Annotated in this window: 16 protein-coding genes and 1 tRNA gene; 10 read left to right on the forward strand and 7 right to left on the reverse strand. The window is 49.9% G+C overall.

Annotation, left to right across the window (positions count from 1 at the left end; genetic code table 11):
- Positions 1–716: 716 nt before the first annotated feature.
- A tRNA-Arg gene (locus ACJJIJ_RS19025) sits at positions 717–793 on the reverse strand.
- 187 nt (positions 794–980) lie between these two features.
- Here ACJJIJ_RS19025 and ACJJIJ_RS19030 point away from each other — a divergent pair.
- Positions 981–1,397, forward strand: coding sequence for a c-type cytochrome (locus ACJJIJ_RS19030; protein WP_252084131.1), 417 nt, complete (start codon positions 981–983; stop codon positions 1,395–1,397).
- A gap of 106 nt (positions 1,398–1,503) precedes the next feature.
- On the opposite strand, the gene rep is transcribed toward ACJJIJ_RS19030, so the two are convergent.
- Positions 1,504–3,537 carry a DNA helicase Rep gene (gene rep / locus ACJJIJ_RS19035; RefSeq protein ID WP_444938170.1) on the reverse strand — a complete coding sequence of 678 codons (2,034 nt, stop codon included), beginning with the start codon at positions 3,535–3,537 and terminating at the stop codon, positions 1,504–1,506.
- Positions 3,538–3,690: 153 nt separating this feature from the next.
- Between rep and ACJJIJ_RS19040 the strand changes: the two genes are divergently transcribed.
- From ACJJIJ_RS19040 to ACJJIJ_RS19075, 8 genes are all read left to right on the forward strand, one after another.
- Positions 3,691–3,909 (forward strand): DUF3565 domain-containing protein, encoded by a 219-nt coding sequence (locus tag ACJJIJ_RS19040; protein WP_252084134.1) that lies wholly within the window; start codon positions 3,691–3,693, stop codon positions 3,907–3,909.
- 2 nt (positions 3,910–3,911) lie between these two features.
- A complete protein-coding gene (locus tag ACJJIJ_RS19045) occupies positions 3,912–4,364 on the forward strand; it encodes a YaiI/YqxD family protein (protein WP_152450565.1) in 453 nt (150 codons plus the stop codon).
- Between the two features lie 17 nt (positions 4,365–4,381).
- A complete protein-coding gene (locus ACJJIJ_RS19050) occupies positions 4,382–4,885 on the forward strand; it encodes a GNAT family N-acetyltransferase (RefSeq protein WP_444938171.1) in 504 nt (167 codons plus the stop codon).
- 10 nt (positions 4,886–4,895) lie between these two features.
- Positions 4,896–5,465, forward strand: a complete 570-nt coding sequence (locus ACJJIJ_RS19055) for a GNAT family N-acetyltransferase (protein WP_444938172.1) — start codon at positions 4,896–4,898, stop codon at positions 5,463–5,465.
- Between the two features lie 451 nt (positions 5,466–5,916).
- Entirely contained in the window at positions 5,917–6,513 is a 597-nt protein-coding gene (locus ACJJIJ_RS19060) for a GNAT family N-acetyltransferase (RefSeq protein ID WP_444938173.1), read from the forward strand.
- Positions 6,514–6,611: 98 nt separating this feature from the next.
- Positions 6,612–7,580 carry an alpha/beta hydrolase family protein gene (locus tag ACJJIJ_RS19065; protein WP_444938174.1) on the forward strand — a complete coding sequence of 323 codons (969 nt, stop codon included), beginning with the start codon at positions 6,612–6,614 and terminating at the stop codon, positions 7,578–7,580.
- 5 nt (positions 7,581–7,585) lie between these two features.
- Positions 7,586–8,434 carry a subclass B3 metallo-beta-lactamase gene (gene bla, locus ACJJIJ_RS19070; protein WP_444888891.1) on the forward strand — a complete coding sequence of 283 codons (849 nt, stop codon included), beginning with the start codon at positions 7,586–7,588 and terminating at the stop codon, positions 8,432–8,434.
- 94 nt (positions 8,435–8,528) lie between these two features.
- Complete coding sequence (locus ACJJIJ_RS19075) at positions 8,529–9,812, forward strand: amidohydrolase family protein (protein ID WP_444887761.1); 1,284 nt, start codon at positions 8,529–8,531, stop codon at positions 9,810–9,812.
- Between the two features lie 118 nt (positions 9,813–9,930).
- Here ACJJIJ_RS19075 and ACJJIJ_RS19080 read toward each other — a convergent pair whose 3' ends face one another.
- The 5 genes from ACJJIJ_RS19080 to ACJJIJ_RS19100 all read right to left on the reverse strand — a co-directional run bounded on the left by ACJJIJ_RS19080 (position 9,931) and on the right by ACJJIJ_RS19100 (position 12,778).
- The gene (locus ACJJIJ_RS19080) at positions 9,931–10,128 is read right to left on the reverse strand and encodes a putative antibiotic biosynthesis monooxygenase (protein WP_444938175.1); all 198 of its coding nucleotides are present in this window, start codon (positions 10,126–10,128) and stop codon (positions 9,931–9,933) included.
- A complete protein-coding gene (locus ACJJIJ_RS19085; protein WP_444938176.1) occupies positions 10,125–10,568 on the reverse strand; it encodes a MarR family winged helix-turn-helix transcriptional regulator in 444 nt (147 codons plus the stop codon). The genes ACJJIJ_RS19080 and ACJJIJ_RS19085 overlap by 4 nt, the downstream gene beginning before the upstream one ends.
- A complete protein-coding gene (locus tag ACJJIJ_RS19090; protein ID WP_444887763.1) occupies positions 10,568–10,855 on the reverse strand; it encodes a putative quinol monooxygenase in 288 nt (95 codons plus the stop codon). Before ACJJIJ_RS19090 ends, ACJJIJ_RS19085 begins: the two co-directional genes overlap by 1 nt.
- A 149-nt stretch (positions 10,856–11,004) precedes the next feature.
- Positions 11,005–12,501 carry a YifB family Mg chelatase-like AAA ATPase gene (locus ACJJIJ_RS19095; RefSeq protein WP_444938177.1) on the reverse strand — a complete coding sequence of 499 codons (1,497 nt, stop codon included), beginning with the start codon at positions 12,499–12,501 and terminating at the stop codon, positions 11,005–11,007.
- A gap of 34 nt (positions 12,502–12,535) precedes the next feature.
- The gene (locus ACJJIJ_RS19100) at positions 12,536–12,778 is read right to left on the reverse strand and encodes an accessory factor UbiK family protein (protein ID WP_252084143.1); all 243 of its coding nucleotides are present in this window, start codon (positions 12,776–12,778) and stop codon (positions 12,536–12,538) included.
- 422 nt (positions 12,779–13,200) lie between these two features.
- On the opposite strand from ACJJIJ_RS19100, the gene ACJJIJ_RS19105 reads away from it, so the two are divergent.
- Entirely contained in the window at positions 13,201–13,956 is a 756-nt protein-coding gene (locus tag ACJJIJ_RS19105; protein WP_252084144.1) for a TorF family putative porin, read from the forward strand.
- The last annotated feature ends 33 nt before the right edge of the window (positions 13,957–13,989 follow it).

Here is a 13,989-nt window from a genome sequence, read left to right on the forward strand (position 1 = left end):
CTGCTAATAGACTTTTGTGGATGGTCAGAGCCGATATTTGTCTATCTAAGAAAGTTTGTCTGAAGTTGATGTAATCAGAGAGGGTTAGCTTGGCCCTTTGGGCTCGCTGCTCTGCGGCAGCTTTGCTGCCTCCGAGTCGAACCTGAGTTCGAACGAAGCCTGGGAGTGAGCCACATATAAAAAAGAAGCCCGCATAAGCGGGTGGTGTGCGTGAGGATTAGCTTTGCCCTTGGGCTCGCTGCTCTACGGCAGCTTTGCTGACTCCGAGTCGAACCTGAGTTCGAACGAAGCCCGAGAGTGAGCCATATACAAAGAAGCCCGCATAAGCGGGTGGTGTGCGTGAGGATGAGCTTCGCCCTTTGGGCTCGCTGCTCTACGGCAGCTTTGCTGCCTTAGAGTCGAACCTGAGTTCGAGCGAAGCCTGGGAGCTTGCCATATATAAGGAAGCCCGCTTATGCGGGTGGTGTGCGGGAGGATTAGCTTCGCCCGTTGGGCTCGCTGCTCTGCGGCAGCTTTGCTGCCTCCGAGTCGAACCTGAGTTCGAACGAAGCCTGGGAGTGAGCCATATACAAGAAAGCCCGCATAAGCGGGGAGTGTGCGAGAGGATGAGCTTCGCCCTTTGGGCTCGCTGCTCTACGGCAGCTTTGCTGCCTCCGAGTCGAACCTGAGTTCGAACCATATACAAAGAAGCCCGCTTATGCGGGCTTCTTTGTATATGGCCCGCCCGAGAGGATTCGAACCTCTGACCTTCGCCTCCGGAGGGCGACGCTCTATCCAGCTGAGCTACGGGCGGTTTTGGCTATCTGCGCCAATGGGAGGCGGATTATACAGAAGGGTGGGGGCGGGTGAAAGGACTTATGGCGCTTCTACACAGGCTTTGGCAGGGGGCGGCACAGTGCTTATAATGCGCGGCGTGGAAGTTTGCGGCAGTAAATCGATAGTCTACGGGCCAACTCACTTCGGCCCTTTGGGGGAATAGCATGAAGAGCATTTTGGGTATTGTGGCGGCACTGGCCGTCAGTGCGGCTGCGGCAGTGGCCCAGTCTGTTGACCAGGAAATTGAACAGCGTATCGCTCCGGCGGGTGAGACCTGTATGAAGGGCGAGGAGTGTGCGGCGGCAGTAGCGGCTGCCCCGGAAGCTGCCAGTGGCGGCGCCCGCAGTGGTGAAGATATCTACAACAAGAGCTGTACTACCTGTCACGCGGCCGGTATAGCGGGCGCGCCTAAGTTTGGTGATGCCGCTGCCTGGGCACCGCGTATTGCCAAGGGCATGGACACTCTTTACACCAATGCCATCAATGGTATCAATGCCATGCCGCCTAAGGGCCTGTGTATGGATTGTAGCGATGACGAAGTGAAGGCTGCGGTTGATTATATGGTGGATAACAGTAAGTAAGCTGTTTCACTATTGGAAAAAGGCCGCTTATTGAGCGGCCTTTTTTATTTTGGATATTTGTTTTTGCTGGTACGGCAATATTTGAAAATATTTAATCAAAAAGAGATTAATCAAACATACTCAGCAAAGACCCTAAAGTTTCCTCTCCCTTCGCCTGATTCTGCTCCGGCGTCGCTTTACCAAATCCTTCCAACAACACATCTTCTTCCGGCAATTCGTCAATAAAGCGGCTGGGTGTGGTGTCCTGGGTTTCGCCGAACTGTTTGCGCTTGCCAGCCAAAGTCATGGTGAGGGTGCGCTGGGCGCGGGTGATACCCACGTAGGTGAGGCGGCGCTCTTCTTCGATGTTGTCGTCTTCAATACTGTTGCGGTGGGGAAGTAAGTTCTCTTCCATACCGATCATAAATACGTGGGGGAATTCCAGGCCCTTGGCGGCGTGTAGGGTCATCAGGCTGACCTTATCGGTGGCTTCCTCTTCTTCCTGGCGCTCGAGCATATCCCGCAGAATCAGTTTGGAGATGGCCTGTTCCAGGCGGATATCCTGCTCCAGCTCATCGTCGGTGCCCTCCATAATCTTGTTGAGGCTTTCCAACAGCCAGAACACATTCTCCATGCGCTTCTCGGCGACCTTCTCGCTGCTGGCGTTTTGCGAGAGCCAGCCGGCGTAGTCGATATCTTCCAGCATTTCACGCAAGGCGCCATTGGCGGTGGTATCGCGACAGTTGCGCTGTACCCCTTCGAGCCATAGGGCGAAGCGATTCAGGCGCTCGTAGCCCTGCTCGTTGATATGCTCCTTAAAGCCCAGTTCCGAGCAGGCTTTGAACATGGAGATCTCGCGGCCCTTGGCGTAGTTGCCCAGAGCTTCCAGGCTGCTGGTACCTATTTGGCGACGCGGGGTATTGATAATGCGCAGGAATGCGTTGTCATCATCCGGATTCACCAACAGGCGCAGGTAGGCCATTACGTCCTTGATTTCAGCGCGGGCGAAGAAGGAAGTACCGCCGGACATCTGGTAGGGAACCTGGTGTTCCTGCAATTTCATTTCGATCAGGCGCGCCTGGTGGTTGCCGCGATAGAGCACGGCAAAATCCATAAACTTGCAGCCGCGACGGCTCTTTTGCAGAAAAATCTCGTTGGCGACCCGCTCCGCTTCCTCGCTTTCATTGGCCACTTTGAGTACGCGGATCTCCTCACCCAGACCGCGATCGGACCACAATGCTTTGTCGAATTCGTGGGGATTGTGGGCGATCAGGTGGTTGGCCACTTTGAGGATGCGGCTGGTGGAGCGGTAGTTCTGCTCTAGTTTGATCAGGCGAAGGTTGGGGAAGTCGGTCTTCAGCGCACTCATATTCTCTGGGCGCGCGCCGCGCCAAGCGTAGATAGACTGGTCATCGTCTCCCACCACTGTGAGGCCGCCGCGCCCGCCCACCAGCAGCTTCACCAGCAGGTACTGGGAGTTGTTGGTGTCCTGATATTCGTCCACCAGCAGGTAGCGAATCTTCTTGCGCCAGCGTTGCAGCAATTCTGGATCTTTGTCGAACAACTGTACCGGCAGCAGGATCAGATCGTCGAAGTCGACGGCATTGTAGGCCTTGAGGGCTTCACAGTAGCGATCGTAGGCGATAGCGATGGCCTGCTCACCGGGGCTCTGTGCTTGCTCCAGGGCACGGCGCGGGGTGAGCATATCGTTCTTCCAATTGGAGATCTGGTTCTGTACCCGATCCAAGAGGTCTGTATCCAGGTCGCCATCCCTGAGCATCAGCTCCTTGATCAGGGCGCGGGCGTCTTCCGCATCGAAGATGGAGAAACCGGGCTTAAAGCCGGCGGCGCGGTATTCCTTGCGCAGGATATTCAGCCCAAGGTTGTGAAAGGTGGATACGGTGAGGCCGTGACTCGCTTTGGAGCGCTTGCCATCCGGGCCCGCCAGCAGCTTGCTGACCCGCTCTTTCATCTCCCGTGCCGCCTTGTTGGTGAAGGTGAGGGCGGCGATATTGCGCGCGGCGTAGCCACACTGCTCGATCAGGTAGGCGATCTTGCGGGTGATTACGCTGGTCTTGCCGGAGCCGGCACCGGCCAGTACCAGGCAGGGGCCATCGACATACTTCACGGCTTCGGATTGGCGGGGATTGAGCTGGGTCATAGATGGGGCTGCATCTTCGCGTCGCGGAAAAGCGGGAGATTCTAGCAGTCTTGGCTCGAATCATCCCAGTACCAGTGCGAACCACCGGCCATACGTATACTTTGCCCTTGGGATTGGCTATAACTGCGCCTTATTCCCTGCTTGTGTAACCCCATGCAACAACCCATCGCCGGCTACCACCTGGATGAAGAGAATCACTGGGTGGCGGAGCTCGCCTGTGGCCACTTCCAACATGTACGCCACAATCCTCCCTGGACCAACCGGCCCTGGGTGATCACTGAACAAGGGCGCGAGTCCATGCTGGGATTCCAGCTCAATTGCAAGAAATGCGATGAGGGCGCACCGCCCGATACGCTCGAAAAGGTTGTATAGCCATGACAAAACTCTGGGTCGATGCCGACGCCTGCCCGGTCGCCATCAAGGAAATCCTGTTTCGCGCCGCTGAGCGCACAGCCACAGAACTGACTTTGGTGGCCAACCAAGCGGTGCGGGTGCCGCCGTCGCGCTATATTCGCTCCGTGCAAGTGACAGCGGGTTTTGATGTGGCGGATAACGAGATAGTGCAGCGCTGCGAGGCGGGGGATCTGATTATTACCAGCGATATCCCCCTGGCAGCAGAGGTGATCGACAAGGGTGCTGAAGCCCTTAATCCCCGTGGGGAGCGCTATACCAAAGCCAATATCCGCGCGCGTCTTAATATGCGGGACTTTATGGATACCCTGCGCTCCAGCGGTGTGCATACCGGCGGACCACCGGCCCTTAGCCAGGCCGACCGCAAAGCTTTTGCCGATCAGTTAGATAGATGGCTGGCAAAGAGTCGCAAGTAACTTTAAGGAGAATTGCCGTGGAGAACTTGAGACTAAAGCCAATGGAAGAGTGGCAATTCCCAACATTGATGTCCTGGCTACCTAATAGGGAGCAGTGCCAACAGTGGGGGGGGCCTGATTTCAGGTTTCCGTTCGAGGGGAAGTCCTTCTTGGAGGATTGTCGTTGGCCGGAGTTGCCCAGCTACGCGCTTCAGGATAGCAGCGGTGACGTGCTGGCTTTTGGGCAGTATTACCAACACCTGGGCCGCTGCCACCTAAGTCGCTTGATTGTCTCGCCTAATCATCGCGGAGCCGGATTAGGGCGTGCGCTGGTAGTACAGCTTGCGCAAACAGGAGCCAGAGCCCTGGATGCAATCGAGTGCTCTTTATTTGTCCTGCGTACTAATCTAGCGGCACGGACTCTCTACCAGAAATTGGGCTTTGAGGAAGCGGCTTACCCAGGGCAGCGAAAATGGCTGGATCAGTGCGATTTTATGGTCGCACCGTCTGTAGATTTTCAGCAGAAACAAAATATTGAATAGCGAATATTCCATGCCTGAATTAATACAACCTATGACAGAGCGCTTACAGCTGCGCCAGTGGCGAGCGGAAGATAAGCCTGTACTTGCGGAAATGAATGCCGACCCCAGGGTGATGGAGTTCTTCCCCTCATTGCTGACGCGACAACAGAGCGACGCCGGTGTGGATCGCAGTATTGCGCATATTGAGAAATACGGCTGGGGCTTTTGGGCCTTGGAGCTGAGAGAGACTAAAGAGCTTCTTGGATTTGTCGGCATGAAAAATGTGACCGAAGATTTGCCCTTCACTCCAGCGGTAGAGATTGGCTGGCGCTTGGCCTTTCCCCACTGGGGAAAAGGCTATGCCACTGAAGCCGCAAAAGCATCTTTGGATGTAGCTTTTAATACCTTGAACCTCAGTGAGGTCGTTTCTTTTACACCGTTACAGAACCTTCGCTCCCAGCGAGTGATGGAGCGGTTGGGTATGCGGCGGGATTCTCTTGTCTTTGAACATCCGCAGGTTCCAACTGAAAGCCCTTTGTTAAAACATTGTTTATATCGTATCAATGCTGATGAATGGTCTAGAGAGCATTCAGTCAAATAATTTATCTACTCTGAGTGCTCTCTTTTGCTGAAAAAGAGGCCCCGGATTAGTTTCGTATTCATTTGCGGCCTCAAGATCCTTCCTGCGCAGCTTACTATGTGACTCACATTCTGTATTATGACGTTTTGAAAGGCTTACACATTCCTGCGAAGCCGCGCCTTCTCGAGAACCATTCTGAAAGCCAGGGGCATCATGAATATTGAGTGATTCCCTGGTAATTTTTCCCGCAATCTGATGTTTCGTAGGGTGTGTGTTTTCTGCTGGACAGGAATACATACACCTATAGAACGGATTGTATTTCTTTTAGTCCATTTGATGCTTTATGAAGGCAGAAAAAGTTCGCCAAATTTAAGTTAATAATTTTTTAATTGACTGGACTTTCATTACTTCAAAATGGTCTTAACGGTGTAGGTGTTACCAGAAATTTTCTCAGCGCGTAGCTACCCAGACTATGGCCAGATTGATTCAGACTGATTCAAAGCGATTAGTCCTTCGCCAATGGCGAGAAGAGGATCGTGGTGATTTTGCTCATTTAAATGCAGATACTCGGGTTATGCGGTTCTTTCCCTGCACTCTGAACCGAACTAAAAGTAATAAGCTACTAAATACCCTTAAGGAACATATCGATGAATACGGGTGGGGGTACTGGGCGGTGGAATTGAAAGAGAATGGACAATTTATTGGTTTCGCTGGTATTAAACATGCTTCGGCTGAGTTGCCTTTCTCTCCAAGTGTGGTACTTGGTTGTCGCTTCATCAGGGATTTCTGGGGGCGGGGGTATGCCAGTGAAGCGGCCAAGGCTGTCTTTGCAGTAGCATTCGAACAATTAAATCTTACTGAGGTAGTGGGGTGTACCGCATTACAAAATCTTCCTTCACAAAGAATGATGCATGGCCTGGGTATGAGTCGTGACGCCTCAATCTTTGATCATCCACTGGTACCGGAAAATAGCCCCCTGCGGCCTCACTGTTTGTATCGGCTCTCGTTTGATACCTGGTGGGAGCAGATAGGCGGAAATCCTATTAAGCGGTTTAAATTAAAATTATAGATAGTCTTTAAGCTATTCAATGGAACCTATTTAATGTACTTGCGTCATAAACAGCACTCTCAATAAACATAAGAAACAAAAGCAAATGGAGGTGTTTTATGATGAATCTGTTTCGTTTAAAGGCAATAAAAGCTGTCCTTATAAATATTCTGCTGTTATTCAGTTTGCCAATGGCTCATGCGGAGTTCATAAAAAATACGAGTAAACGTCCGGATACCTCAACTCTTTACTGGTCTCTAGAATTTCCTGCCCACAGCGAGTCTCACGGCTTGTTACTGATCGCTCAGGGCTCAGGTTGTCTTCCTGCCATTAAGAATAAGACAGTACAACAAGTTAAGAAGATTGCCCCAAAATTTGCCGTGCTATTGGTAGAGAAATACGGGGTTACCCATGCGGATGGCCCCAATGACCAATTTAAAGATTGCTCACAGGCTTATGTGACGAACCATACCGTTGAGCAGCGCACCCGGGATATCGTGCAAATAGTCGAAGAGTTAAAGGGAGCCGACTGGTGGAATGGTAAGCTGGTTCTCTTTGGTGGCTCAGAGGGCGGTGATGTTGTTGCCCGTTTGGCCCCCAAATTAAATCCAGATGCGGCTGTAGTTTTCTCTAGTGGCCTCGGGCAATCTTTTGCTGAGGTACTTAAGTCCTTGGTTCCTCCTCACGTAGCGACAGAAGTCGATGCCAAACTCGCTTACGCACGGACGAATCCTGAAAGTGTAGAAGTCTGGGGGGGGAATTCTATGCGCTGGTGGGCCGATGTTGTAGATCGGGTACCAGTCAATGACTTATTAGATAGCCATGTCCCTGTCTTATTGATTCAGGGTACAGAAGATAAGTCCTCTCCCGTCAGCTCCGGCCGTGCAGCGCGTGATGCTTATACAAATGCGGGGCGATGTGAATTATCTTATTGGGAGTATCCCGGTTACGATCACTATATGACAGATACCGATGGTGTGAATCACCGAAGAGAGGTTTTTGAACGAGTTGCTAGATGGATAGAAAATACCTTACTTAATGGAGCACCCAGATGTATATCCGGTGTAAAGAAAATAGAGAGCAATTGATGAATATAAGAACCAAGCTAGCCGCGATAGTAATGACAGTTTACTCCAGCACTACAATGGCTGAAAATTTCTCCGTATTGCCGCAACTGGAAAACTACAAAGTGCCAGAATCCTGGCGCCAGCCAGTAGCGCCTCTTAAAATAGCAGATAATACCTGGCAAATAGGTACAGAGGGAATTACCTCACTGTTATTAAAAGGCAAAGAGGGATCGATTCTAATTGACGGTGGCATGGAGCAGACGGCTGAGCATTTATTGGAGAATATGCGCAGGTTGGGAGTCGCCCCCTCGGATCTCAAGCTAATCTTGCACAGTCAGGCCCATGCAGACCACGTAGGTTCCTTAGCTGAGTTAAAACGCGTGACTGGTGCACAGGTAGTAACCAATGCCGAGTCGGCAGTGCTGATGGCTCGCGGTGGTGCCAATGATATTCACTTTGCCGACGAACTTTTATATCCCCCAGTAAAGGCAGATCGTATTCTTCATGATGGCGAGCAAGTGGTGCTGGGAAATTTGCGTTTACGCGTACATTTTATCCCAGGCCATACACCGGGCAGTATGGCCTGGACCTGGGAAGATGTAGCTGATGGTAAAGCTACAGATATCGCTTATGTGGATAGCCTTACAGCGCCGGGTTATCAACTGATTGATAATAGCCGCTACCCCAATATCGTAGAGGACTTCCGCACAAGCTTCGCCCGTGTACGCGATTTACCTTGTGATTTACTCATTACGCCTCACCCGGCTGCAAGTGGGTGGGTATTCCAGGATACTATTACCAGAAAAGTAAGAGTGGGCTGTAAAGGATATTCCGATGCAGCTTCGGAAAAATTTGAACAACAACTACGTAAATAGTTAGAAGTAATGATTTTTTTGTTGTAAATAATATGAGTTATTTAAAATAAATTAATTCGAATTGTTCTCATATGAATAGAGTTAGCAGTTAATAATGTTTAAAGCAAAATCATTTGAAGGTGTTTCAGTAAATTTTATTGGTCGTTTTTTATATGGGGTGTTTTTAATTATTTTTTCTCAGAAAGCTTTTTGTGAAACTACATATGCCGTGGTGGGAGGTAAATGGTTTGATGGGACGGATTTTAAGGAAGCTACTTGGTTTGTTGACGAGAATGGCTCTTTGACTAAGACCAAACCACAAAAAGTTGATTATACCTTTGATGCCAGTGGAAAGTATGTAGTGCCGCCTTATGCTGAAGGACATAATCACAATCTACAAAACCCTTGGGGTATCAAGAATTTTGGGCCTCTGCAGATCAAATCTGGAGTTTTTTATAGCGTGCAGATGTGCAGCTTTGGTGAGAAAATTAAGGCGCAGTTCAGTAGTATAGATACCATGGATGTTTTGTATGCGTCAGATTGCATGACTGCTTCGGATGGTCACCCGATTGCTTTTTATTTTAAGGATCGATCAAACCCCACTGAGAAAGAGATTCAGGATGGTAGAAGTAGCTTGCTAATCGTTGACAGTTTGTCAGATCTTGACCGAGTTTGGCCTGGAATTATAAAAAAATCGCCAAGATTTCTCAAAATTGTTCTCGTTGGCAGTGAGAATTTCGAAGAGCGCCACGGAGATAAGAAGTATCTTGGCGTTAATGGCCTAAATCCGAAATTGGTGCCGATTATTGTCGAGCGTGCTCACCAATCTGGAATTCCAGTGGTAGCCCATGTAGATACAGCCCACGATGCTATGGTAGCGATAAAAGCCGGTGTCGATGTTTTGGGTCATTTGCCCGGATATAGAATTGCCAGAAACGAAGGCTTCGATATTCAGGACTATGTTTTGAGCGATACTGCTATAGCTTTAGCTGCTGAGCAGGGTACAAAGTTGATTGCAACAGCTAGTGTGCCCACTGGACACAAATACTCAGAAGGTGAATTGAGTGAGATACAGAAGATTCAGAGAGATAATCTTACCCGTTTACGTAATGCTGGCGTATCTTTATTAATGGGGAGTGATAATTTTTCCGGTACGGTACTTCGTGAAATGCGCTACTTGGACTCTCTAGATATTACACCGAGAGAAGTATTACTTAAATCCTTGACCATGGATACTCCGAAGTGGATGTTTCCGGAGCGAAATTTAGGCACCTTTGCCGAAGGTGCTGAGGGTAGCTTCTTAGTGTTGGAGGGCAATCCTCTAGAGGATTTAGGTTTTCTCGATAAGATTTACATTGGCGTGAAGCAGGGGAAAATGTTAGTCAATGATTCCAATTAATGATAGGTAATAAATTTTATTCGGGTGTAATATTTTTGGGGTTCTAGATTTGTTAAAAAATACCCAGCTTGATTGCCAAGCTGGGGTATGTTTTCTCCATTTTAATATGCCCTTTTTTTTAATTTGCTTCTAACAAGCGATGTACCTTTGGTACAAGATAGAAATACATTAGTGGGACCAGAATGGCGGTCATTATTAAAGCCTTTAAACCAATTGCAATTTGCAATTCCAGTGCCTGCATCCCCAGAAGTAATAGAGTAACAATGGGATAAACCAATGCCCATATGCACAGGGCGTGTACTATCGGTCCCTTCATTTTTTCAGTTCCTCCATAAATTTGGAAATTGTCTTAAAATACCCAGGCAAAATTTTCTGTAAAAATTTTTTTCCATTCTTAGTGAGTGTTATACATTTTGCTCGGCCATCACTGGAATCTGCTTCCATAGCGATAAGCTCATCTTCCACCATACTTTTCAAGGTTCGTGTCATTACCGGCCGAGAAACATCAATTCGTTTTGCAATTTCTGAAGCTAGTAAGCTGTCTCTTTGTGGCTCCCGGTCGATAACAATCATTACTAGGAAACGCAGCTGGGAGGTTCCGTGCTCAGTAAAATAGCTCTCCAGCTCTCGTAAAAGTAGGCTTGCATCCCGCATCATGGTAAGTGCGCCCTGAACGGCTGTGGGATCTTTTACTGAAAAACGTTTGGCATATCCTTCAATCATTTGCTGCGAGGGAAGATCTTTGAGGAAAAACATTAGGCCAGTCTCTTGAGCTTATTGATCTCCACCGGCTCTTTTAGCCACTCTTGATAGGCTTCGAATATTGGAGCGATATAGGGCATGGTGTAATGCTTTTCTAAGTCTTCCTGGCTGCGCCACTCCTCGTATAAAAATAGGCATTCCCCATCCTGGTGCACTGCGAACTGCAGGCAGCCCTCCTCTTCGAGGGTATTTGGCACTATGGATAAGATGGCCTGTTTGGCTTGCGCAAAGAATTCTGTCTTGGGGAAAATTCTGGCAATAATGAATAGGTGATTATTCATAAGGTTAACTCAGCAGCGTATAATATAGTTACCATGATAACTATAGTTTTTGACCTGTCAAATATCAGTGCAATATACAGCTGATGGCGCTGTAGCAATGAGAATTCACTCTGGCGGTATATTCGAGATTTAGAGGGCGTAAAGAGCTTCTAATGTGTATGAACGCTTGCCTGGCGTCTGTCTAGATTCCGGTAAGCCAACGCTTCGGCAATTTGTGCTGTACCAATTCTTTCCTGTTTGGCGAGGTCCGCCAGAGTGCGCGCGACTTTAAGCACTCGATGATAGCTGCGTGCAGAAAGGCCAAGTTTTTCTACTGACTGTCGCAGTAGCAGTTTTTCGGTATCGCCTAGGGCGCAGTGGTTTTCCAGCGATGCCCCTTTTAATAAGCTATTGATTGTTCCCTGTCGCTGTAACTGCTGTTGGCGGGCATTACAGACTCGCTCACGTACACTCTCAGATGACTCACCGGGAGGAGAGTCCTGTAACTGTATTGCACTCATTGCGCCAACTTCCACCTGCATATCAATACGGTCCAACAGCGGTCCGGACAGCTTGTTGCGGTAGCGGTCTATCTGGTCCGGAGTACACCGGCAACGAGTTTCCCCCAAATAACCACAGGGGCAGGGATTCATCGCGGCCACCAATTGGAAGTGGGCGGGGAAGGTGACTTGCGCTCTGGCGCGAGAAATACGTACCTCGCCATTCTCCAGCGGTTCACGCAATATCTCTAGGGCATGGCGGGGAAACTCTGGCATTTCATCCAGAAATAAGACCCCGCGGTGGGCCAGGGAAATCTCTCCTGGGCGCGGTGTGCTGCCGCCGCCCACCAGTGAGGTTGGGGAGGCGCTGTGGTGGGGGGCGCGGAAGGGCCTGTGACTCTGATGGGGTAATCCAGCGCTAGAGTACACAGCCGCCACTTCTATAGATTCACGGCTGGTTAGAGGCGGCAATATACCGGGCAAACGGCTGGCTAACATGGTCTTGCCTGTACCCGGTGGACCATAGAACAAAAGGTTGTGCCCTCCTGCTGCAGCGACTTCCAGTGCCCGTCTCGCTTTGAGCTGGCCACGAACATCAGCGAGGTCTGCTGTGTGAGTAATTACTCGCTCTAATTGCTGCTCGGCGCGAGGTAATTTTTCCCGGCCATGCAGTTCTGCACAGACTTCAAGAAGCGAGTTGGCGTTAGCGATTTCGCTGCCAGCCAGGGCGGCTTCGCTGCCGTTTTCTTTCGGCACTATTAATAGGCGTTGAGCGGCAGCACTGGCGATGGCTGCAGGGAGTGCGCCGCTGACTTGGCGTATTCCGCCGGTAAGGGCGAGCTCTCCGATGAATTCGTAGCTTTCCAAAGGCTCACTAGGCACTTGGCCGGAGGCGGCGAGTATGCCTATAGCGATGGCGAGATCGTATCGCCCGCCGTCTTTGGGTAGGTCCGCGGGGGCCAAATTAACGGTGATACGCCGCTGGGGGAATTCAAAGTGGCTGTTAATTAGGGCACTGCGTACCCGGTCGCGGCTCTCGCGCACGGCAGCTTCGGGCAGGCCCACGATATGAAAGGCGGGGAGCCCGTTGGCCAGGTGGGTCTCAACGGTGACCAGTGGGGCGTTAACACCCAGCTGGGCACGGGTGTAGCTAACTGACAGGCTCACATTTTCATCCTTGATGCGGCGGCTTGTGGAAGAACTAATCCTCGGGTTTGTGTTCTCTCTGTGCGAGAGCCTGCTCCAGTATTTCCACCTTGTCTTCCAGGCGAGCCAATTTTTCTCTGGTGCGCCTCAGTATCTCCACTTGAGTATCGAACTCGCGCTGGGAGACCAGCGGCAATTTATCCAGTGAAACCTCCAGCGCACTGCGCAGGTCATTGGTAACTACTGTGCCCTGCTGTTGCAGTTCTTTTAAGAGTTGTTGCAGTTTGTCCGCAGCCACGGGCAACTCCTTGCTGTCAAAATCTTATTTAATGGCACCAGATTGTAACCCACACCCTATAGCCACAAAAGCTGACTCTTTGTGCACTATTCTGATCACTGCCTCTGCAAGATTCCCCACTTCTGTGCACGCGATGACAAACAGTTCCATCTTGGTGCGTGAGACTTTGTGGGCTCATTGTTCGTATTTATTCCGGTTGTCTGCTTTCCCGTTAACTTATTGATTTCATTGGATATTGCTGTCCTGGCATCAAGTCTGCAGTGAAAAGGCAGGTGTGCCATTTACGATCACTGGGAGTCTGGGAAAGTAGCGGTTCACAAGACGCAAGAGACCCTCTGTCATACCCGACAGTGCAGGACCGATTGCAGGCGGCGCCATTACAGCTCTTGAAATACAGCCTATAGAAATTTAGGAGAAATAAAGTGGAAGTTAAAAAGCATAAAATTGCCACTATTTTCGCTGGCGCTTTACTGGCGTTGGGCACTGCCAATCTAACAAATGCTGAAGAAAATACCTCTTCCAGCAGCTCTCAGGAAGAGGGCATCAGTTTCAGCGCCAACCTGGGTATGGTTTCAGATTATCGCTTCCGAGGCATTTCCCAAAAGGATAGAAATCCCGCAATTCAGGGTGGTCTGGATCTGGATTTTGGCAATGGCTTTTACGTGGGTACCTGGGCTTCGCAGGTGGATTTTGCTTATGGGTTTGATGAAACCGATTACGAGCAGGATTTTTACGGTGGTTTCTCCTCGGATTTCAATGACTCCATTAGTTACGACGTCGGCTATATCTATTACGCCTATCACGGCAGTGACCAGGATGAAGATTACTGGGAAATTTACGGCAACCTCAGTATTTCAGATCTGACCCTCGGAGTTGCTTACTCTCCCGACTATTGGGCGCAGAGCGACGAATTTTATTACACCTTTGCGGAGTACAGTTTCTCACTGCCAGCAGATCTGAGCCTGGATTTTCATGTTGGTTACAACATTTTTATGGAGCGTAGTGAGTTCCTTTATGAGGACGATGATTATATCGATTACTCCGTAACGCTCAGCAGAGGCTTCGGTGGTTTGAACCTGAGTGCGGCTTACGTTGGTACCGATGTCAGTAAAGAGGAATGTTGGGATACCGATTGGTGTGAGCCAACCCTGGTAGTTGGTGCTACTTATACTTGGTAATCAATTCGCCCGCGATATTTCGCGGGCATTTTT

The sequence above is a fragment of the Microbulbifer mixtoriginis (SeqCode) genome (genome assembly GCF_052467945.1).